We start from the raw sequence: 20,142 nt of genomic DNA on the forward strand, positions 1-20,142 counted from the left end.
CGGGCATTCTAAATAGATTCCGACTGACGTAGCCAATCGCGGCAGTGCCGCATGGCTTGCACAATGTACTTGCCCACCGTGCTTTCGGACACGTCCAGGCGCACGGCGATCTGTGCATGGGTCAAGCCTTCGAGGCGATTGAGCAGCAGTGCCAGGCGCGCCTTGCTGGGCAACTGGGCCAGGCTGCGGTCCAGTTGTTCGATCGCTTCGGCAGCCAGGAACTGCTTCTCGGGGGAGGCGAGGGGGTCGCAGACGTCCAGGTTGTCACTGACGTCGTCATGCAGCGCCGAGCGTCGCTGTTCCTGGCGCAGGCGGTCGATGGCAAGGTTGCTGGCAACGCGAAAGACAAAGGCACGCGGTTCGAGAATCTGCGCCGTATCGGACAGGCTGGCCAGTCGCAGGTAGGTGTCCTGGGCCACGTCCGCGGCCTTTTCCACATTGCCCATGCGCCGTGCAAGAAACGCCAGAAGGTCGGCGTAATGCTCCTGGAAGGCGCTGACCAGCGGGTTGACGGCGGAGGTTGGGGTGGACATCCATTGTGCTCGTGCGACGTAATGCGCAAGCTTATCTCAAATGAGAATGACTATCATAGATATGTTTTTTTACAGGTCAGGCCTTTTTCGCCGTGTGTGCATTCGTTGTTTGTCGAGGTGGGGGGTTCAGTTAAAGTAGGGCGCCTTTCAGCAGGCCGGGCGAGCTCCGGCCGCTGGCCGATGACGACCACTGCCAGAGACCTCATATGCAGGATGCAACCCCCGCCGCCGCGCCCTTGCTGGGCATTGACCTGGGCACCACCAACAGCCTGATCGCCGTATGGCAGCAAGGCCGTGCCCAACTGATCCCGAATGCCCTTGGCGAGGTGCTTACCCCCTCGGTGGTCAGTATCGATGACGACGGCAGCATCCTGGTGGGGCGCGCCGCCCGTTCGCGATTGACCACCCACCCCGATCGCAGCGTCGCGGCATTCAAGCGTTTCATGGGCAGCGAAAAGCGCCTGGAGCTGGGCGGGCAGGCATTCAGCCCCGAAGAGCTGTCGGCCCTGGTGCTGGGCTCGCTGAAGCACGACGCCGAGGCCTTTCTGGGCTGCGCAGTGCACGAGGCGGTGATTTCGGTGCCGGCCTATTTCAGCGATGAACAGCGCAAGCGCACCGTGTTCGCCGCCGAGCTGGCGGGCCTCAAGGTGCAGCGCCTGATCAACGAACCGACCGCCGCCGCCATGGCCTACGGCCTGCACGAGCAGAAATTCGAGCGCACCCTCATCTTCGACCTGGGGGGCGGTACCTTCGACGTCACTGTGCTCGAATACGCCCTGCCGCTGATCGAGGTGCATGCTTCCACCGGCGACAACTTTCTTGGCGGCGAAGACTTCACCGAAGCGCTGCTGCAGGCCTGCCTGAAGGACTGGGGCATGACCCTGTCCAGCGTCGAACCGCAGGCGCTGGCGAGCCTGTACGACAGCATCGAACTGCTCAAGTGCAAGCTGGGCGAAGGCCCGCAGACGGTCTACTGGAAGGGTGCCGGCGAGCCCCGCGAGTGGACCCTGGACGAGCTGGGCGCGCAGACGATCTGGGAGCCGCTGCTGGGACGGGTGCGCGCGCCCATCGAGCAGGCCCTGCGCGACGCGCGGCTGAGCCCGCGCGACCTCGACAGCCTGGTGCTGGTGGGCGGTGCCACGCGCATGCCGGTGGTGCAGCAGATGGTGGCCAAGCTGTTCGGCCGACTGCCGTACCGCCACCTCGACCCCGACACCATCGTCGCCCTGGGCGCTGCCAGCCAGGCGGCCTGCAAGGCCCGCGACTCGGCCATCGAAGAGCTGATCCTGACCGACGTATGCCCCTACACCCTGGGCATCGAGACCACCCGCGGCGCCAACATCAGCGGGGTATTCTCGCCGATCATCGAGCGCAACACGGTGATACCGACCTCGCGGGTGCAGCGCTTCTACACCTCCCACGAGCAGCAGAAGACCATCAACGTCGAGGTCTACCAGGGCGAGCGGCCGTGGGTGCGTGACAACATCTTCATCGACAGCTTCGTCGTCGAGCTGACCCCGATGGACAAGATCCAGTCACTGGACATCCGCTTCAGTTACGACATCAACGGCCTGCTCGAAGTCGACGTGACCCTGGTGGACACCGGCAAGCGCCACAGCCACAGCATCGACCGCAGCCCCACCGGGCTGGATGAAGAGGCGCGCCAGAACAGCCATCAGCGCCTGGCCGGGCTGAAGATCCACCCGCGCGATGCATTGCCCAACCGCACCCTGACGGCGCGCCTGGAGCGCGCCTGGATGCAGTGCCTGGGCGATGAGCGCGAGCAGATCGGCACCTGGCTGAGCGATTTCAGCCAGGTGCTGGCCACCCAGCAGTCCAGCCTGATCGCCAGCCAGCGCCAGCAGTTGAACGAGGCGCTGGACGCACTCAACCTCTAGCCGATCAGGCGCCGCAGCACAGCCTGCAGCCCGCCGCTGAGGGCGTCGGGGTCGTGATGCTCCGGCGACACGCCCCAGCGGTTGGGCAGCACGTCGCCGGGCATCACCACCAGCACCAGCGGCAGGAACGGCAGCGCTACCGACAGCGCAGCCAGCAGCACCATCACCACGATCCCGTGGCCAATGTCGTGCAGCCGGCGCAGGCAGGTGCCGAACAGCAGGGCCAGGCCCAGGCCGATCTTGACCATGGCCTCGGGCGCATCGCTGGAGGTGATGGCAAGCACCAGGGTGACGAAGAACCACAACATCAGCTGGCCGACGAATGCGCCACGGCCCAGGCGCGTGTTCCAGCGCCAGAAGGCCCAGGGCGATACTGGCTGAAGATCGGCCTGGGCCAGCAGCAGGCGCTCGCACCAGGACAACACCGCGGTCAGCGCAAAGCGCAGGCCGATACCGGTGCTGGGGTCATCCTTGGCCTTTTGCAGCTGCTTGAGCACCTTGAGGCGCGGTACGCCGACACGGCCGTAGCGGATCAGGCCCTTGAGCGTATCCATGACCTGGTAGAACACCGCGCTGTCCATGCCGTAGGCATCGAGCTTCTCGCGCGGCGGCCGGCTCGGCTCGCCCTTGATCAAGCCGCTGCGAAAGGCTTCGAACCACGGCTCTTCACTGGAGATGTCGGCCATGGTGCGCAGCAGCACGCGGTGCTGTTCGGCATCCAGTGCCGGGTCGTGGTAGAGCACCGCCCAGAACAGCATCATGCCCAGCAGGTCGTCGGCGAAGGCCTCTTCGTCCTTCTGGTAGCTGTCCAGCAACGCCAGCGTGCTGGGCAGGCGCGCACTGCTCAGGGCCTGGTCCGGCGCGGGCAGGCTGTCGGCAATGGCTTTTTGCAGCGGGTCGCGGCTGTCCAGCCAGCCCAGCAGCCCATCGAGGTTGCCTTGTTCCTGCAGCAGGTTCAGCAGCAGGGTATGGACCTTTGCCAACGGATGGCCGGGTGGGCACTGCAGGGTGTCGAGCATGCTCGGCGTCACCAGCGCCAGCCAGCGTTGTGGCGCCTGGGCCAGGGCCAGCATGAACAGTGCCTGGCGGTGCCAGTGCCACAACTCGGCGCCGGCCGGGGCGGGAGGCAGCACCACGCCTGCGGCGCCCAGCTCGCATTGCATCTCCAGGCCGAACGGTACCGGCATCATGGCGCGCGGGCTGAAGGTCTCGTGCAGGCGGGCCAGGGTGCGCCCGTCGTAGGCGCGCAGGCGGCGCAGCCAGTCGCGGCACAGGGTGGTGGCGCCGTCCTTGAGCACGTCGGGCAGTTGTGGGTGCGGCGAGTTGCTGTTCAGGAACGCCTGGATCGCCAGCGGGATCGGCGCCTGTTGCAGCCAGGCCAGTTGCTGTTGGGCCTGGTAGCGCAAGCCGTCGAGGATCAGTTCATCGATCAGGTGGCTGCTTTTAGGTTCGTCGAGCACCTGTTGCAGCAGCGCGGCGTCACCGCAGTGCAGGGCCCAGGCGTGACGGTACAGACGCTGCAGGGCCGGGTCCGGGTGTTCGTCGATCAGGCTGGCGAGCAGTTCCAGCTCACGCTCATCGGTGGCCCGCCAGTCGACGAACTGCCCCGCGATGCCGTCCAGTTCCAGGCGCGCGGCCTGGAACCAGCGCGTCAGGGTTTCCGGGCGCTGCGCCGGGCTGCCCAGGGTCTGTTCGTCTTCGCTCAGGTCGTCGGGCCAGGTGCGCACCGGTGCCAGGCGGTCGAAGGCCTGGATCATCAGCGGCAGGCGTTGCGGCTGGTGCGCGGTGCACAGGTCCAGCAGCTCGCGGGCGGCCACCGGGTGGCGGAATTCCAGCCACAGGCGGCTCCAGCACGACAGCGCTTCTTCTTCCTTGCCCAGCAGGCTGGCCTGGCAGGCCAGCTGGTACAGCGCGTCGACATCGTCGGGTTGTAGCGCCTGGCGTTCGACGCACAGCGCGTACAGGCTCGGGCTGGCCACCCCGGCCTGGCCGATCTGCAGCAGCAGGCGTTCGACCAGTGCGGCGTCCGGGGGCAGGGCGACCACGGTGTGTTCCCGGGCGAAAGCGGCCAGTTCGAACAGCGGGCGGTTGTAGTAGAGGTGGTCCAGGCTGCGCAGGTACCACAGGGTTTCCAACTGCGCAGCCGTAGACCAGTCGTTCATCAGGCGCATGTCGAACGGGTCGGGGGCGGCGAAGCGAGCCAGCAGCGTCTCGACTTCCTGCGCCTCTTCGAAGCCCAGGCGCAGCAACTGTTTGTCCCAGGCCAGGCGCTTGGCCAGTACCTGCACGCAGGCATTGGACAGCTGGCCGGCTTCTTCCAGGCGCCACAGCAGCTCCCAGCTTACGTCCTCGAGTTCTTCGAGGGGCAACTGGTCGAGCTCACGCAAGTAGTCCTGCCAGGCATCGACGTTGTAGCGCCGGGCCGGGTCGGCGAGCATGCGGGCGAAGGTGGCGATGACCGGGTGCACGCGGGGCGGGCGCGGCGGGCGTTCTGCGTAGGCCTGTTCTTCGCCGGCGTCCTCGTCGTCTTCGTCTTCGTCTTCGTCATCGTCATCGTCATCCGTGCGGGTGGCGAGCTTGAGCGCGTGCTCGTAGGCCTGGCGCAGCAGTTGGAAGCCCTGCGGGTCGGTTTCGGGGTGAAACTCCGGCAGGCGGGCGCGGTAGGCGCCGCGGATGACGTCCTGGTCCTTGGTGGGCTCGATGCCCAGCTTTATCCAGCAACTCATGACCAGGTGCCCTCCTCGAGCGAATCGGGCCGGGGCGGGTAGTCCAGCGGCAGGTCCCAGGGCAGGCTGGCGAACAGTGCCTTGCCGCGCTTGAGCATGTTCATGATGATGCAGCGGTTCCAGTGCTCGGCGCCCTGGCGGTCGATACGGTAGGGGTAGACGTCGTCGTCATGGCTGGAGCAGTTCCATAGCGATTTGCCGAACATGTAGCCGGCGATGTAGGTGTCCCAGCTGTTGTAGAAGTGGCGTGCGCGCAGGGCCAGGCGGCTGTGCAGCCAGAGGCTTTCGGGCTCGGTGATCAGGTTCTCGAACACCCCGGCGCGCAGCAGGTAGCCCATGCGGCCCAGGTCCCAGGCGCGGGTGCCGCCGAAGCCGCAATCGGCATAGGTGCGTGCGGCAAATTCATAGTTGGCGCGCTCGCGCGGGCCCAGCTCGTCAAGCAGTGCCTGCCATTGGCTGGGTTGGCGGCGAGGGTATTGCCAGTAGGCGTCGTTGAGTTTTTCGGCGTGGCCGGTGTCGGCCATGCGCAGCATGTCGAGCAGCTCGCGGCGGTTGTTGATGCCCCACCATTTTTTCAGGTCCAGGTCCCCTTCGGCTTCGAAATAACGGGGGGAGGTGAGGCTGGCGCCGTTGAGGGCGGCCATGGGTGCAGAAAGGGCGTACAGCCAGTGCTGTTCAATCTCTTCCATGAATAGAAGGCTCCGGGGTCGACGGGGAATGGGCGGGGTCGACCGTAATGGCGCGGATTGTAGAGAGGCGGGGCGGGTGGGGCAATTGGATCCAGATTTTTTCGGCAGTGGTGTCTACCGGTGCTGGTTTTCTTGCTCTTGCTCTTGCTCTTGCGGTTGCTGTTGCTGTTGCTGTTGCTGTTGCTTTGCTTTTGATCTTCCGTCCTTCAGGAGGCCGAATGGAGCCTGCGTGTAGTGGGGTGTAGGGCCATGGATGGCCCGGAAAGTGCCGACGGGCAGGGATGCCCGTACGGCGCGGCCCCACGGAGCGTGGGTGGAATGAGGGGACCCGTAGCGAAGCGTAGGGCCGGATGCTGGACGGAGCGGTTTTGCTTACTTTTTCCAAGAAAAAAGTAAGCCGCTGTAAGAGCGGAAGGGGCCTTCGGCGTCTCTGTCCATGCTGGATAAGCTCGCTAACCTTACAACCGTCGCTCCCCGGGAAGGAGGCCGAGAGATTATCCGGCACGGGCGGTGATCCAAGCGCCCCACAAGCCCCCCTGAAGAACCGGAACATCAAAAGCACGATCAGCAGTGCGATGGTGAGCCAGTCACCCGACCATGCCCCGCTCTTCCTCACGCAAGGTCAACACCTCGACCCCCTGCGCCGTCACTGCCACCGTATGCTCCCACTGTGCCGACAGGCTGCGGTCCCGGGTGATCACCGTCCACCCGTCCTTGAGCGTACGCACCCCACGCCCCCCCTGGTTAACCATCGGCTCGATGGTGAACACCATGCCCGGCTTGAGCACCAGCCCGCTGTTGCGGTGTCCGTAGTGCAGCACCTGCGGCGCCTCGTGCATCTGCCTGCCGATGCCGTGCCCGCAGTACTCACGCACCACGTTGTAACCCGCGCCCTCGGCAAGCCGCTGTATCGCATGCCCCACATCACCCAGCGTGGCCCCGGGCCGCACCTGGCGAATGCCCGCCCACAACGCGGCATAGGTGGTATCGACCAATTGCCGCGCCTCGTCGGCAATGGCGCCCACCGCATACATCTTCGACGAGTCGGCAATGTAACCACCCTGTTCCAGGGTGATGTCCACATTGATGATCGACCCCGCCTTCAGCACCTCGTCGGCACTTGGCACGCCGTGGCACACCACATGGTCGACGGAGGTGTTGAGCGAATACTTGAACCCGTACTGCCCCTTGCTGGCCGGACGCGCCTTGAGCACATCGACGATGTACGCCTCGGCACGGTCGTTGATCTGCAAGGTGCTGACCCCTGGCGCGACAAAGCCGTCCAGGTGCTCGAACACCCGCGTCAGCAATTGCCCGGCGGTACGCATCAAGGCCAGCTGCTGCGGGTTCTTCAGGATCACCTCGCTCATGCGATCAGCTCCCTGAGGCTGGCCTGCTCCTGGCGCAGCAACTGGCGCAACAGTTCCTGGTAGGTCATGTGCGGGTTGAGCTCGGCCAGCATGCCGATGCGAATCCAGTACTCGGCCTGCGCGTTGATCGAGCGCGACACCGCGCCGCTGGCAATGCGCAGGTCTTCATGCAGCGCGTCATCGATCTTGACGATACCCATTTTAATACTCACTCTGTATACGAAGCGTATATATAGCATATAGCTTGTGTGTTGTTCGAGGCCGGCGCCGCAAAGGGGCTGCGGTTGCGATAAACTCCGGCCATGAACCTCGATACCCGCATCAAGTTCCGCCACCTGCTGTGCTTTCTCGAAATCGCCCGTCAAGGCAGTTTCGCCAAGGCCGCCGACGCCGTGGCCATCAGCCAGCCGGCGATTTCCAAGACCCTCAAGGAGCTCGAAGAACTGCTGCAGACGCGATTGTTCGAGCGCGGCAAGCAGGGTGTCGAGCTGACTGCGGCCGGGGTGCGCTTCATGCGCTACGCCGGCCCGTGCGTACAGGCCCTGCGCGAAGGGGTGAGTACCCTGCGCGGCGAGGAACACGCGCCGCCGCAGGTGAAGATCGGCGTGCTCTCGACCGTCGAAAGCCTGCTCATTCCCGAAGTGATCTGCCGCCTGCACCAGCGCCACCCGGCCCTGGTGGTCAGCGTTGCCACCGGCCCCAGTGCGCACCTGCTGGCGCAGCTGCATGTGGGGGAGCTGGACCTGGTGATCGGGCGCATGACCGACAGCCCGCAGATCCAGGGCCTGCTGTTCGAGCACCTGTACAGCGAGTCGATGTCGCTGGTGGTGCGCCCCGGCCACCCGTTGCTGGCACGCAGCCCGATCGAGCGCAACCAGGTGGGCCAGTACCCGCTGGTACTGCCCCTGGCCGGCACCACCATTCGCAAGCATGCCGACAGCCTGTTCGTGCAATGCGCCATCGAACAACCGCAGCAACGTCTGGAAACGCTTTCCCCGGCACTGAGCCGGCGCTATGTGTTGGGCAGCGATGCGGTGTGGGTGGCCCCGCGTGATGCGGTGCGGGTCGACCTGCAGCGGGGCGAGCTGTGCGAGCTCGACCTGGGCGTGCGCGAACCCGGTGGCTCGGTGGGTATCTGCAGCAATGCCGCGCTGCCACAGGCCCTGCCGGCCCAGTGGTTGTGCCAGGTGCTGCGCGAAGTGGCGGGGCAGTACCGCGAAGGACACTACCCGTAGATTTCATCCAGATCCGGGGCGTTGGCTGCAATACTGGCCACTGGCTTATCGGCTGCATGAAGAAGCCTTCACCTGGCTGAACTTCTCGACCTTTTGTCGCTCTCATGCCGGTAGCCATTGGTCGTGGCCGCCTGATAAGCTCGCGGCTTTACTCGATTGCCCTTTTGGCGCATGAACAAGGAAATAGCATGAAACAGCATCGGTTGGCGGCTGCGGTTGCCCTGGTTAGCCTGGTACTGGCGGGTTGCGATTCGCAGACCAGCGTCGAGCTGAAGACCCCGGCACAGAAAGCTTCCTACGGTATCGGCCTGAACATGGGCAAGAGCCTGGCACAGGAAGGCATGGACGATCTCGACTCCAAGGCCGTGGCCCAGGGCATCGAGGACGCTGTCGGCAAGAAGGAACAGAAGATCAAGGACGAAGACCTGGTCGAAGCCTTCGCCGCGCTGCAGAAGCGTGCTGAAGAACGCCTGGTCAAGATGAGCGAAGAGTCGGCCGCCGCCGGCAAGAAGTTCCTTGAAGAAAACGGCAAGAAGGACGGCGTGGTCACCACCGCGTCGGGCCTGCAGTACCAGATCGTGAAGAAGGCCGAAGGCGCCCAGCCCAAGCCTACCGACGTGGTCACTGTTCACTACGAAGGCAAGCTGATCGACGGCAAGGTGTTCGACAGCTCCGTCGAGCGCGGCAGCCCGATCGACCTGCCGGTCAGCGGCGTGATTCCGGGTTGGGTCGAAGGCCTGCAACTGATGCACGTGGGCGAGAAGGTCAAGCTGTTCATCCCGGCTGACCTGGCCTATGGCGCACAGAGCCCTAGCCCGATGATCCCGGCCAACTCGGTACTGGTGTTCGATCTGGAACTGATCGCCATCAAGGACCCGGCCAAGGCAGCAGAAGACGCTGCTGAGAAGTAAGCGTCCCGCTGTGTGCACAACGCCCCGTCTCGACGGGGCGTTGTCGTTTATGGATCGGGCTGAACCGTGGGAGCGATCTGACGTCACACCTTGGTGGCGTGCGCAACTGTGACGGCTTTCGCAAAGTGACCGCGTAATGAAACAGGTGTGTAAAAAACGCCCGATTTGACCCAGGCCCTTGCCTGGCGGGCACGCCGAGCCTGAAAATGGCCTCTGTTCACAAGGTTATCCACAAATACTGTGGATAACCTTCCCGGCCCTGCCGTTGGAGGTGGTATGAAAGCACCCTGGAATTTTGCCCGTTTCCTGCCGCTGGCCGAGCGCCTGTTGAGCCGGGGGCGCCTGCCAGCGCTGATCTTCGCCGTGGCGCGCAAGGGCCCGAGCCTGGGCAAGCTCAAGGATGACGTACGCCTGCTGCAGGCGCTGTGCGTGGCGTGGTGGCGTGGCGAGTACCGTGCCATCAGCTCAATGGCACTACTGACCATCGTCGCCGGCCTGTTGTACTTTGTCAGCCCGCTGGACGCGATCCCGGACTGGCTGCCCGGCATCGGCCTGCTCGACGATCTCGCCGTACTGGCCTGGGTGCTGAAGACGTTCGACAGCGAGCTGGCGGCTTTTCGCGCCTGGCGCAATCGTCAGTCTCCCGAGAAACTGCGCGTGGTCGAGCGCCTGCCCGACACCCCAGAAGCGTTGCGCCTGGAGCAGGGAAAGCGCTAAATCCGGTTACACCCTGCAATACTGCGCCGGCTGGTACTATATTTGGCATAAGCGCTATACCGAGCGATTACATGCGCAGGTTCTTACAAGGGGGTTGTAATGGGTATTCAGGTTATCAGCCGAGACGGTCAACCCGAGTACGCGGTCGTGCCCTGGGAGCACTATCAAGCGTTGTTGAAGGCAGCAGGTCAACCGGCTGCCACGGCGCAGCCGGCAGGCGTCAACGCCAGCGCCGCTGCACCCACGCCGGCCAGCCTGCCCGCGTTGGGCGAGCTGGCCGCCTTGCGTGAGGCCAAGGGCCTGGCTGCCGAGCAGCTGGCGCGCAAGGTGGGCATCAGTCCGGTGTACCTGGCGCTGATTGAAAGCGGTGAGCGCGAGCCGGATGCCGCGATCCGCCGCAGCCTGGCCTGGGAGCTGGGCGTGGCAGGCTGGAGCGAGCCGTCGTGAGCGGCGTGCGGATCAGCCGTCAGCAATGGGAGGGGCTGCTGGGCGAGCTGGACGTGGCACGCCGGCAACGCCACCTGCTGACCTACCGCGCCTTGCTCGAACGCCTGGAGCTGCCAAGCCCGGCGATGCAGACCCTGACCGCCGCGCTTGAGTACCTGGCGGTGATCGATGCACGCGCCGAGCAGCCACTGCGCAGCTCGCTGGTGATCAGCCAGGGGGCCAGCCGATTGCCACGTACCGGCTTTTTCGAATGCGTCGAGCGCCTGGGGCGGTTTTCCGGGCCATCGGACGGCATGGCCGCAGCATCCTGGCATGCCTCGGAAGTGGTACGGGTGTTCGAGTACACCTATCCCGAACAGGCCTGAGGCGCCAGCGCCGTATCGATCAGGTACAGGCTGTGCCCGGGCACATCCTTGGCATGGTGCTTGGCCTGGGAGGCGAGGTCGGCCAGTTGGCCGGCATCCAGTTGCGCGCAGGTATGCGCATGCAGTTGCACCACACCTATCGAGAGTGACAGCAACGGGAATTCCTGGCGCTGGCCCAGGCGGTTGTGCGCGATGAAGCACCCGGCCTCCAGGTGCTCGGTGCGGTAGAAGCGCCGACAGGCATTCTGAAAGTCGTCCAGCAGCACGTTCAGGCGCTGCTCCCAATCCTTCGAACCCAGTACCAGCATGAAGTCGTCGCCACCGATATGGCCGACGAAGTCCCGGCTGGGGTCGACCCGTTCGCTCAGGCACTGGGCCAGGCTCAACAGCACTTCGTCGCCCTTGGCATAGCCATAGATGTCGTTGAAGGGCTTGAAGCTGTCGATGTCCACATAACAGATCGCCGCCTCGCGCTGTTGCTGCAGCAAGCGGGTCAGGCATTGCTGGATCGGCACGTTGCCCGGCAACAGGGTCAGCGGGTTGGCATAGCGGGCCTGCTGCAGCTTCTGTTCGGTGATCAGCTTGAGCACGTCGATCACCCGCCCCAGGCCCAGGTAGCGACCGTTCTGGGTAATGATGAAGTCTTCCTCGATGCGCTGGCGCGCGCGGCTGGTCAGCAGGCGGCTGACCTTCTGCAGCGACTGGTTGAGCTCCACCGCCAGAAAGTCCTCGTTCATCAGCCGGCTGATCGGCTTGCGCGCATACAGGTCGGTGGCGAACGGCTTGAGCAGCGCGTCGGACAGCGAATGGCGGTGCACGATGCCGCAGGGGCGCTGGGCATGGTCGAGAACAGCCAGCGAGTTGAGGTTGGCCTGGCGGCGAAACAGCGCCAGTACCTCCAGGGTCGCCGTATCGCCGCTCACGGCCGGTTGCTCGTTGAGCAGCGCACTCAGATCGCGGCCGTCCTCACCCAGCACCACCGCGCCACTGTGCGTCGCTGACGGCAGCATGGCGGTAGCGTCGCGGGGCGGTTGCTCCTGCGGCCGGCACAGCAGGTAGCCCTGTACCAGGTCGACCCCCATCTCGGTGAGCACCGCCAGCTCCTCGGCCAGCTCGATGCCCTCGGCAATCACCTTGGCCCGCGACGCCTTGGCGATCTGCAGGATCGAGCCGACGAACTCGCGCTTGACCGCATCCTGGTGAATGCCGTCGATGAAATGCCGGTCGATCTTGACGTAGTCCGGGCGCAGTTCCGACCACAGGCGCAGGCTGGAATAGCCGGCGCCCAGGTCGTCCAGGGCAATCGAAAAGCCCATGTCGCGGTAGTGGTGCAGGGCGTTGAACAGCAGCTGGAAGTCGTCGGTGGGGGTTTGTTCGGTCAACTCGATGACCACCCGGCTGGGTGGGATGCCCAGGCTCTGCAGCAGCTTGAGCGTGCGCCCGGACTGGTATTGCGGCTCGAGCAACGACTCGGGCGACACGTTGAGGAACAGCTTGCCTTCCAGTTGCTGCTGGCTGAAACGCCGGCACGCGCTTTCGCGGCAGGCCACCTCCAGTTCGGTCAGGCGGCCGGCATGGCGGGCCACGGCGAACAGGTTGATGGGGGAGTGCAGCGGGCTGTTGGACGGGCCGCGGCTGAGGGCTTCATAACCGAGGATGCGTCGCTCGGACAGGCAGACGATGGGTTGGAACAGGCTGTGCAAGCCGCTTTGAGCCAGGATGGAGCTCAACGCGCTGAGCTGTTCGGTCACGGTCATGGCAGGGCTACCTTGAAAAAAAGGGACTGGGGCCATCGGCGCCCAGTCCCTTATTTCACGACAGAATGATGACTGTTTGATGACCCGAAAAGGGCACCGTCACATTATTTTGCCATTATCGTTTCAGTGCTTGGCCACCGAGGAATTCAGCCCCAGGTAGTCCAGCAGGATGCGCCCGGTTTCGGCGAGGTACGCGTCATCTTCCGGCTTGGTGTCATCCGGCTCGACCGGCAGGGCGTCTTCGTCTTCCTTCTTCAGTTCCTTGAGCGGCTCTTCGCCCTTGGCCTTGCGCCGGATGTTTTCCAGCGCCAGCTGCTTGCCTTCGATGTCGGCATGGCGAGCGCGGCGTTCCACCTCGTTGAGGCTGACGGTCTTCTCGTTCATCAACTGCTGGGTCAGGGCCAGGCGATCGCGAATGTAGACGAACTCCGGGTCCTTGGCGCTGCGGTTTTCGTGGCGTGCCTTGAGTTGCGCAAGGAACGGCTTGAACGGGTCGACGGCCGGCTTGATGGCCGGGCGGATGGTGTCCCACGGCATGGCTTCAGGCAGGGCGCTCTCGCCGATCTCCTTGGTGTCGATGATCGACGGGTAGTCGATGTCCGGCAACACGCCCTGGTGCTGGGTGCTCTGCCCGGAAACCCGGTAGAACTTGGCCAGGGTCAGCTTGAGCTCGCCGTGGTTGAGCGGCTGGATGGTCTGCACGGTGCCTTTGCCGAAGGTCTGGCCACCGATGATCAGGGCACGGTGGTAGTCCTGCATGGCGCCGGCGAAAATCTCCGAGGCCGAGGCCGACAGGCGATTGACCAGCAGCGCCAGCGGGCCCTTGTAGAAGGCACCGGTGTTTTCGTCTTCGAGCACGTCGACACGGCCGTCGGCGTTGCGTACCAGCACGGTGGGGCCCTTGTCGATGAACAGGCTGGTCAGCTCGGTGGCTTCCTGCAGGGAGCCGCCGCCGTTGTTGCGCAGGTCGATGACCACGCCGTCGACCTTTTCCTTCTGCAGTTCGGTGAGCAGTTTCTTCACGTCACGGGTGGTGGACTTGTACTCCGGATCCCCGGCGCGGAACGCCTTGAAGTCGAGGTAGAAGGCCGGGATCTCGATGATGCCCAGCTTGTAGTCGCGTCCGTCCTGCTTGAGCTTGAGCACCGACTTCTTGGCGGCCTGTTCTTCGAGCTTGACCGCTTCGCGGGTGATCGAGACGATCTTGCTGGTCTGGTCGTTAGGCGCGTTGCTGGCCGGGATGACCTCCAGGCGCACCACGGAGCCCTTCGGGCCGCGGATCAGCTTGACCACTTCGTCCAGGCGCCAGCCGATCACGTCGACCATTTCCTTGTCGCCCTGGGCCACGCCGATGATCTTGTCGGCCGGGGCCACCTGCTTGGTCTTGGCGGCAGGGCCAGCCGGCACCAGGCGCACGATCTTGACCTGGTCGTTGTCGCTTTGCAGCACCGCGCCGATACCTTCGAGCGACAGGCTCATGTTGATGTCGAAGTTCTCGGCGTTGTCGGGCGACAGGTAGTTGGTGTGCGGGTCGTACGACTGGGCGAAGGTGTTGATGTAGGCCTGGAAGATATCTTCGGCGCGGGTCTGGTCCAGGCGCGCGAGCTGGTTCTTGTAGCGCTTGGTCAGCAGTTCCTGGATGGCCTTGGGTTCCTTGCCGGCGATCTTCAGGCGCAGCACCTCGTCCTTGACGCGTTTGCGCCACAGGTCGTCGAGCTCGGCCTGGTTCTGCAGCCACGGAGCGTCCTTGCGGTCGACCAGCAGGGTTTCCTGGGTGGTGAAGTCGATCTTGTCGACGCCCTTGTTCAGCTCGGCCAGGGCGAAGTCCAGGCGCGATTTCACGCGATCCAGATAACGTTTGTAGATGGTGAAGCCCGGGTCCAGGTTGCCGCTCTTGAGGAAGTCGTCGAACTGCGTCTTCCACTTGTCGAACTCGGCAATATCGCTGGCCATGAAGTAACTGCGCGAGGGATCGAGCAGTTTGATGTAACTGTCGTAGATGATGACCGAGCGCGCATCATTGAGTGGCGGCTTGCTGTAGTGGTGGCGCTTGAGCAACTCGACCACGTTCAGGCTGGCGACCACTTCATCGCGGTCTGGTTGCAACTTGTCCCAACTGTTGGCGGCCGAAGCGGCGCCGGCCAGCGGCAAGCTGCCAAGGCCGATCATCAGGGCGAGGGCAGTGCTGGGCAGGAGATGCTTCATGCTGATTCGACGTAGGGGCAATTGATCACGCATATTAGGCCGTCTTTGAATTCGCCGGTTCCATGGAGCCGGACGCATAATGCAAAAAGCCTGGTGCCAAGGCAGCCAGGCTCAGTCATGACTCAACTATGGAGGCACTGTGAAGGCATTGCAAGGCGTTGACGGACATGTGGAGTGGGTTGAGACGACAAGTCCAACTTGCGATGTAGGTCAAGTACGCATCCGCGTGGCAGCGGCCGGGCTCAATCGCGCCGACCTGTTGCAGCGTGCCGGATTGTACCCGCCGCCACCGGGCGCCAGCGAGTTCCTGGGCCTGGAATGTGCCGGGGTGATCAGCGAAGTGGGAGCCGGGGTGTCCTGGCAGGTGGGCGACCGGGTATGCGCACTGCTGGCCGGTGGCGGCATGGCCGAAGAGGTGGTGGTCGACGCGCGCCACGTGCTGCCGGTGCCCGAGGGCCTGAGCCTGCAGCAGGCGGCTGCGATCCCGGAGGTATACGCCACGGCCTGGCTCAACCTGTTCCAGCTGGGCGGCCTCAAGCCGGGCGAGAAGGTGTTGCTGCATGCCGGCGCCAGCGGCGTGGGGTCGGCGGCCATCCAGCTGTGCAAGGCCTTCGGCAGCCCCAGCTGGGTCAGCGTGGGCTCGGCCGAGCGGCTGGCCTATTGTCAGGCGCTGGGCGCCAGCGGTGGCGTGGTGCGCGGTGACGATATAGAGGCGCTGAACGACTTCGCCCCGTTCGATGTGATCCTGGACCCGGTGGGGGCCAACTATGCGGCGCTCAACCTCAAGCTGCTGGCCCGAGACGGGCGCTGGGTGATCATCGGCCTGATGGGCGGGCGCAAGGCCGAGCTGGACCTGGCCCAGGTACTGGCCAAGCGGGTGCAGGTGACCGGCTCGACCCTGCGCAATCGCGATGACCAGTTCAAGGCCGACCTGCTCAGTGACCTGGGCCAACAGGTGTGGCCGCTGTTCGCCGAAGGGCGCTTGAAGCCGCAACTGGTAGGCAGCTATGCGGTGAAGGACGCCGAGGCGGCGTATGCCGAACTGGCGGGCAACCAGGTATCGGGCAAGTTGGTGCTGGTGATCGACGACAGCCTGGTATAGGGCCCTGTTCGCCGGCAAGGCCGACTCCTGCAGGAGCCGACTTGGCCGGCGAACTTTTTTCAGGCCCAGGCCAGAATCGGCCAGCCATTCTTCTCGGCATGCTCGCGCAGCACCGGGTCCGGGTTTACCACATACGGGTGGTCAACCTTCAGCAGCAACGGCAGGTCATTGCGCGAATCGGAATAGAAGCTTGCGCCTTCCAGGTTCTCTTCCTGCTGGTCCAGCCACTCCAGCAAGCGGGTGATCTTGCCTTCGCGGTAGGTCAGGGTGCCCACGGTCTTGCCGGTGTAGAACCCTTTTTCCACTTCCAGCTCGATGCCCAGGTACTCGTCGATCCCCAGGCGCGCGGCAATCGGTCCCACCAGATGCACACCCGAGGCCGAGATCACCAGAATTCGATCCCCCGCCTTGCGGTGCTCGGCAATGGTGCGGGTGGCCTCACTGAAGATGATCGGCTCGATGAAGTCTTCCACCCACGGCTCGACCAGATGATCGACTTCCTCTGGTGTGCGCCCGATCAGCGGCTCCAGGCTGAACGCCATGTAGTCTTCCATCGCAAGGTGCCCCTTGCCGTAGGCCTCCATCAGCTCACGGTCCCTGCGCAGGAACGACTCACCGTCCACCCAGCCCAGGCGCACCATCTGCTCGCTCCACAGCGAGGCGCAGTCGCCGTGGATCAGGGTTTCATCCAGATCGAAAATCGCTAAAGCCATAACAACAAAACTCCTGTTCGGCCCTCAGGCAACTTCGCAGAGGGCGGTGGGATCGATGGACAAGGATACCCGCTCGCCGTCCGCATGCAGATCGGCGGCTGAACGATTGAGCACATCCACCACCAGCTCCACACCACGCGCTTCGATGCGGTAGCGGATCACGTTGCCCAGCAGGCTGTGACTGCGCACCAGGCCTTCGCGTTCGCCTTCCAGGCTCAGCGCGATGGCTTCGGGGCGGATTGCCAGGCGGCTGTTCACCGTACGTTGCAGCAGGCGGCTGGCACTCTGGGCATCGAGCAGGTTGTAGTTGCCGATGAAGCCGGCCGCGAAGGCATCCACGGGTGCGGTGTACAGCGATTCGGCATCGCCACTCTGCACGATGCGGCCCTGGTTCATCAGGAAGATGCGGTCGGACATGGTCAGCGCCTCTTCCTGGTCATGGGTGACGAAGATGGTGGTCAGGCCCAGCTCGCGCTGGATCTGGCGGATCTGTTCGCGCAGGTGCTTGCGGATGCGTGCATCCAGCGCCGACAGCGGCTCGTCCAGCAGCAACAGGCGCGGGCGGGTCACCAGCGAGCGGGCCAGGGCCACGCGCTGGCACTGGCCGCCGGAGAGCTGGTGCGGGTAGCGGCTGGCAAAGTCCTGCAACTCGACCATGCGCAGCGCCTCGAGTACCCGTGGGCGGCTGTCTTGGCCCTTGATCTTCTGCATGCGCAGGCCGAAGGCGACGTTCTGTTCCACGCTCATGTTGGGGAACAGCGCGTAGCTCTGGAACACCATGCCGATGCCGCGCTTTTGCGGGCTCTGCGGTACCAGGTCCTGCCCGTCGAGCAGGATCCTGCCGCTGTCTACAGCGGTCAGGCCGGCGATGCAGCGCAGCAGGGTGGACTTGCCGCAGCCGGAGGGGCCGAGCAGGGTGACGAACTCACCGCGGCCGATCTCGCAGTTGATGTCGTTGAACACCGCGCTGGCGCCGTAGCTTTTTTGCAGGTTCTGGATGCTGACGAAGCTCATTTCAGGTCTTGTCCTTGTTCAGGCGGTTGGCTGCCCAGGTCAGCACCAGCACGAAGAGGAAGTAGGAAATCACCAGCGCGCTGTTGAAGTGCCCGCTGCTGTTGCGCATGTTGTTCAGGTACACCTGCAGCGTCTCGTAGCGGGTGCCCACCAGCAGGTTGGCAAACACGAACTCGCCGAACAGGAACGAGAACGACAGCAGCAGCGCCACCATCAGGCCCTTGCGCAGGTTGGGCAGCACCACCAGAAACGCGGCCTGCCAGGTGTTGGCCCCCAGCAACTGGGCGGCATCCATCAGGTCGCGCAGGTTGATCGCCTGCAGGTTGTTGGTGATGGCGCGGTACATGAAGGGCAGGGCCACGGTGAAATAGCAGCCGATCAAAATCCACGGCGTGCCGACCATCGCCATCGGCCCCGAGCCATACAGCTGCAGCAGCCCCACCGACGACACCACCGGCGGCACCGCGAAGGGCAGCAGGATGAGGATGTTCATCAGTGCGTCGAGCCTGGGGAAGTGGTAGTGCACCACGAACAGCAGCGGCAGGATCAGCAGCACCGACAGTACCAGCGCGCCCACGCACACCAGCAGCGACTGGCCGAAGGCGGCCAGAAAACGCGGCTCGCTCCACAGCGCAAGGTACCACTTGAAGGTCAGCCCGCTGGGCAGCAGGCTCGCCGACCAGCTGGTGGACAACGAGTAGAGCAGGGTGCCGGCCAGCGGCAGCAGCAGGATCACGAACAGTACGTACACCACCACGCGGTGGTAGAGCCCGGCCGGGCCCGATTCAGCGCGAGACATGGTAGCTCCTCTTCAACAGCCACTGGTGCACCAGCGTGACCAGGGTCATCAGCCCCACCAGGATCATCGCCAGCGCGCTGGCCAGGTTCGGGTCCAGCGAGATGTCGCCGGACACCAGCGCGGCGATGCGGATCGGCAGCACGTTGAAGTTGCCGGTGGTCAGTGCGTACACCGTGGCGTAGGCGCCCAGTGCGTTGGCCAGCAGGATCACGAAGGTGCCCAGCAGCGCCGGGGTCAGCACCGGCAGGCCGATCAGGCGCCAGTAATCCCAGGCGCTGGCGCCCAGCAGGGCGGCCGATTCGCGCCAGTCTTCGCGCAGGGCGTCGAACGCCGGGTACAGCAGCAGTACGCCCAGCGGGATCTGGAAGTAGGTGTAGAGGATGATCAGCCCGGTCTTGGAGTAGAGGTTGAAGTCCTCGATGATCCCGGCCTGCTTGAGCAGCAGGGTCAGCGCGCCGTTGAAGCCAAGCAGGATGATGAAGGCGAAGGCCAGCGGCACGCCGGAGAAGTTGCTGGTCATGTTGGCGAAGGCGTTGACGAAGTCGCGCAGGCGCGAGTCCACCTTGCGCAGCGAATAGCTGCCCAGGATGGCGATCAGGATGCCGAACAGACTCGACCAGAAGCTGATCTCCAGGCTGTGCTGGATGGCCTGGCGGTAGAACTTCGAGCCCAGCACCTTGCTGAAATTGTCCAGGCCCCAACCACTTTCGGCCTGCAGGCTGTGCACGGCCACCCAGGTCAGCGGGGCGATCTGGAAGATGATGAAAAATACCGCGAAGGGCAGCAGGCACAACAGCGCCAGCCATTTGCCACGGGTGATCGAGTTCACGAGAGCAGCTCCCGGCATACCGGCTTGTCGTGGGGGATGCCGAGCAGTTCGCATACGGTGCCGCACAGTTCGGTCTGCAGGGGCTTGGCGGCCGGGTCGAGGCTGAATCGGTCGCCGAACACGAACAGCGGCACTTCGCGCTCCTCGGGCAACACGCCGTTGTGCGAGCGGTCGTTGTTCATGCCGTGGTCGGCGGTGATCAGCACCTGGTAGCCGTCCTGCAGCCAGGTGCTGAGGTAGTCGGCCAGCAGGATATCGGCGCTGCGTGCGCTGTTGCGGTACTGGCTGCTGTCCAGGCCGTGCTTGTGCCCGGCATCGTCGATGTTCATCGGATGCACCAGCAGGAAGTTCGGTGCGTGCTTGCGCCGCAGGTACTCGGCGTCGGCGAACAGGTGCGAGTCGGGGTAGTGGTCGGCGTAGTAGAACAGGCCATGCTGGATCGGCAGTTTCGGCGCATGGGTGTGGCGGTCACGCAGCGGTTCGAAAGGGGAGCGGTTGTACAGCTCGCTGACCCAGTGGTAGGCCGCGGCGGCGGTGCTCAGCCCGGCGTCGCGGGCGTAGTGGAAAATGCTGCGTTGGGTGGACAGGCGCGTGACGTTGTTGTGCACGATGCCGCTGTCGATCGGCGGCACACCGGTGAGGATGCATTCGTAGAGTGGTCGCGACAGTGCCGGCAGCTCGCATTCCAGGCGGTACAGGGCAGCGCGGTCTGCTTCTACATAGGCATGCAGGTGGCCCATGGCGTGGTGGGCCACCTGGTGGTTGAGGCCGTCGAGGATGACGAGGATGACGTTGTGGTTCATGGGTGGCTCCGGTGACAGCGATGACCACA

The 20,142-nt window shown here is 64.4% G+C and carries 19 protein-coding genes; 7 read left to right on the forward strand and 12 right to left on the reverse strand.

What is annotated here, in order from left to right:
- Window positions 1-8: 8 nt before the first annotated feature.
- Window positions 9-533 carry a sigma-70 family RNA polymerase sigma factor gene (locus ACPRTJ_RS17180; RefSeq protein WP_043860021.1) on the reverse strand — a complete coding sequence of 175 codons (525 nt, stop codon included), beginning with the start codon at window positions 531-533 and terminating at the stop codon, window positions 9-11.
- Between the two features lie 206 nt (window positions 534-739).
- Here ACPRTJ_RS17180 and ACPRTJ_RS17185 point away from each other — a divergent pair, with 206 nt between their 5' ends.
- Window positions 740-2,431 carry a molecular chaperone HscC gene (locus tag ACPRTJ_RS17185; protein ID WP_054914674.1) on the forward strand — a complete coding sequence of 564 codons (1,692 nt, stop codon included), beginning with the start codon at window positions 740-742 and terminating at the stop codon, window positions 2,429-2,431.
- Here the strand turns inward: ACPRTJ_RS17185 and ACPRTJ_RS17190 are convergent.
- The 4 genes from ACPRTJ_RS17190 to ACPRTJ_RS17205 form a co-directional block, all read right to left on the reverse strand.
- Window positions 2,428-5,157, reverse strand: coding sequence for a molecular chaperone DnaJ (locus ACPRTJ_RS17190; protein ID WP_426427140.1), 2,730 nt, complete (start codon window positions 5,155-5,157; stop codon window positions 2,428-2,430). The two genes, ACPRTJ_RS17185 and ACPRTJ_RS17190, sit on opposite strands and share 4 nt — an antisense overlap.
- Window positions 5,154-5,846: a DUF1266 domain-containing protein gene (locus tag ACPRTJ_RS17195; protein ID WP_043860023.1), complete on the reverse strand. Its 693-nt coding sequence runs from the start codon at window positions 5,844-5,846 to the stop codon at window positions 5,154-5,156. Before ACPRTJ_RS17195 ends, ACPRTJ_RS17190 begins: the two co-directional genes overlap by 4 nt.
- 587 nt (window positions 5,847-6,433) lie before the next feature.
- Window positions 6,434-7,216, reverse strand: a complete 783-nt coding sequence (gene map / locus ACPRTJ_RS17200) for a type I methionyl aminopeptidase (RefSeq protein ID WP_116055203.1) — start codon at window positions 7,214-7,216, stop codon at window positions 6,434-6,436.
- On the reverse strand, window positions 7,213-7,416 hold the full coding sequence (locus ACPRTJ_RS17205; protein WP_043859970.1) for a ParD-like family protein: 204 nt from the start codon (window positions 7,414-7,416) through the stop codon (window positions 7,213-7,215). Before ACPRTJ_RS17205 ends, map begins: the two co-directional genes overlap by 4 nt.
- 102 nt (window positions 7,417-7,518) lie before the next feature.
- On the opposite strand from ACPRTJ_RS17205, the gene pcaQ reads away from it, so the two are divergent.
- The 5 genes from pcaQ to ACPRTJ_RS17230 all read left to right on the forward strand — a co-directional run bounded on the left by pcaQ (window position 7,519) and on the right by ACPRTJ_RS17230 (window position 10,891).
- A complete protein-coding gene (gene pcaQ / locus ACPRTJ_RS17210) occupies window positions 7,519-8,451 on the forward strand; it encodes a pca operon transcription factor PcaQ (RefSeq protein WP_043859971.1) in 933 nt (310 codons plus the stop codon).
- A gap of 188 nt (window positions 8,452-8,639) precedes the next feature.
- Window positions 8,640-9,362, forward strand: a complete 723-nt coding sequence (locus ACPRTJ_RS17215; RefSeq protein ID WP_054914671.1) for an FKBP-type peptidyl-prolyl cis-trans isomerase — start codon at window positions 8,640-8,642, stop codon at window positions 9,360-9,362.
- 276 nt (window positions 9,363-9,638) lie between these two features.
- On the forward strand, window positions 9,639-10,079 hold the full coding sequence (locus ACPRTJ_RS17220; RefSeq protein WP_116055201.1) for a YkvA family protein: 441 nt from the start codon (window positions 9,639-9,641) through the stop codon (window positions 10,077-10,079).
- Window positions 10,080-10,178: 99 nt separating this feature from the next.
- Window positions 10,179-10,526, forward strand: coding sequence for a helix-turn-helix domain-containing protein (locus tag ACPRTJ_RS17225; protein WP_058541022.1), 348 nt, complete (start codon window positions 10,179-10,181; stop codon window positions 10,524-10,526).
- Complete coding sequence (locus tag ACPRTJ_RS17230) at window positions 10,523-10,891, forward strand: hypothetical protein (protein ID WP_116055198.1); 369 nt, start codon at window positions 10,523-10,525, stop codon at window positions 10,889-10,891. Before ACPRTJ_RS17225 ends, ACPRTJ_RS17230 begins: the two co-directional genes overlap by 4 nt.
- Here the strand turns inward: ACPRTJ_RS17230 and ACPRTJ_RS17235 are convergent.
- A complete protein-coding gene (locus ACPRTJ_RS17235; protein WP_054914669.1) occupies window positions 10,873-12,648 on the reverse strand; it encodes a GGDEF domain-containing protein in 1,776 nt (591 codons plus the stop codon). The two genes, ACPRTJ_RS17230 and ACPRTJ_RS17235, sit on opposite strands and share 19 nt — an antisense overlap.
- A 123-nt stretch (window positions 12,649-12,771) precedes the next feature.
- Window positions 12,772-14,853: a carboxy terminal-processing peptidase gene (locus ACPRTJ_RS17240; RefSeq protein WP_167400229.1), complete on the reverse strand. Its 2,082-nt coding sequence runs from the start codon at window positions 14,851-14,853 to the stop codon at window positions 12,772-12,774.
- A gap of 139 nt (window positions 14,854-14,992) precedes the next feature.
- On the opposite strand from ACPRTJ_RS17240, the gene ACPRTJ_RS17245 reads away from it, so the two are divergent.
- Window positions 14,993-15,955, forward strand: coding sequence for an NAD(P)H-quinone oxidoreductase (locus tag ACPRTJ_RS17245; RefSeq protein WP_043859978.1), 963 nt, complete (start codon window positions 14,993-14,995; stop codon window positions 15,953-15,955).
- Window positions 15,956-16,014: 59 nt separating this feature from the next.
- Here ACPRTJ_RS17245 and ACPRTJ_RS17250 read toward each other — a convergent pair whose 3' ends face one another.
- From ACPRTJ_RS17250 to ACPRTJ_RS17270, 5 genes are read right to left on the reverse strand one after another with little or no spacing between them, the layout of a single operon-like run.
- Window positions 16,015-16,668 carry an HAD family hydrolase gene (locus ACPRTJ_RS17250; protein ID WP_043859979.1) on the reverse strand — a complete coding sequence of 218 codons (654 nt, stop codon included), beginning with the start codon at window positions 16,666-16,668 and terminating at the stop codon, window positions 16,015-16,017.
- Window positions 16,669-16,692: 24 nt separating this feature from the next.
- Window positions 16,693-17,682, reverse strand: a complete 990-nt coding sequence (locus tag ACPRTJ_RS17255; protein ID WP_043859980.1) for an ABC transporter ATP-binding protein — start codon at window positions 17,680-17,682, stop codon at window positions 16,693-16,695.
- A gap of 1 nt (window position 17,683) precedes the next feature.
- Window positions 17,684-18,481 carry an ABC transporter permease gene (locus tag ACPRTJ_RS17260; RefSeq protein WP_054914667.1) on the reverse strand — a complete coding sequence of 266 codons (798 nt, stop codon included), beginning with the start codon at window positions 18,479-18,481 and terminating at the stop codon, window positions 17,684-17,686.
- The gene (locus ACPRTJ_RS17265) at window positions 18,468-19,301 is read right to left on the reverse strand and encodes an ABC transporter permease (RefSeq protein ID WP_054914921.1); all 834 of its coding nucleotides are present in this window, start codon (window positions 19,299-19,301) and stop codon (window positions 18,468-18,470) included. The genes ACPRTJ_RS17260 and ACPRTJ_RS17265 overlap by 14 nt, the downstream gene beginning before the upstream one ends.
- A 5-nt stretch (window positions 19,302-19,306) precedes the next feature.
- Entirely contained in the window at window positions 19,307-20,113 is an 807-nt protein-coding gene (locus tag ACPRTJ_RS17270) for an alkaline phosphatase family protein (RefSeq protein WP_054914666.1), read from the reverse strand.
- Window positions 20,114-20,142: the final 29 nt, after the last annotated feature.

Source organism: Pseudomonas palmensis, assembly GCF_049942755.1.
In the GTDB taxonomy this organism is placed as follows: domain Bacteria; phylum Pseudomonadota; class Gammaproteobacteria; order Pseudomonadales; family Pseudomonadaceae; genus Aquipseudomonas; species Aquipseudomonas palmensis.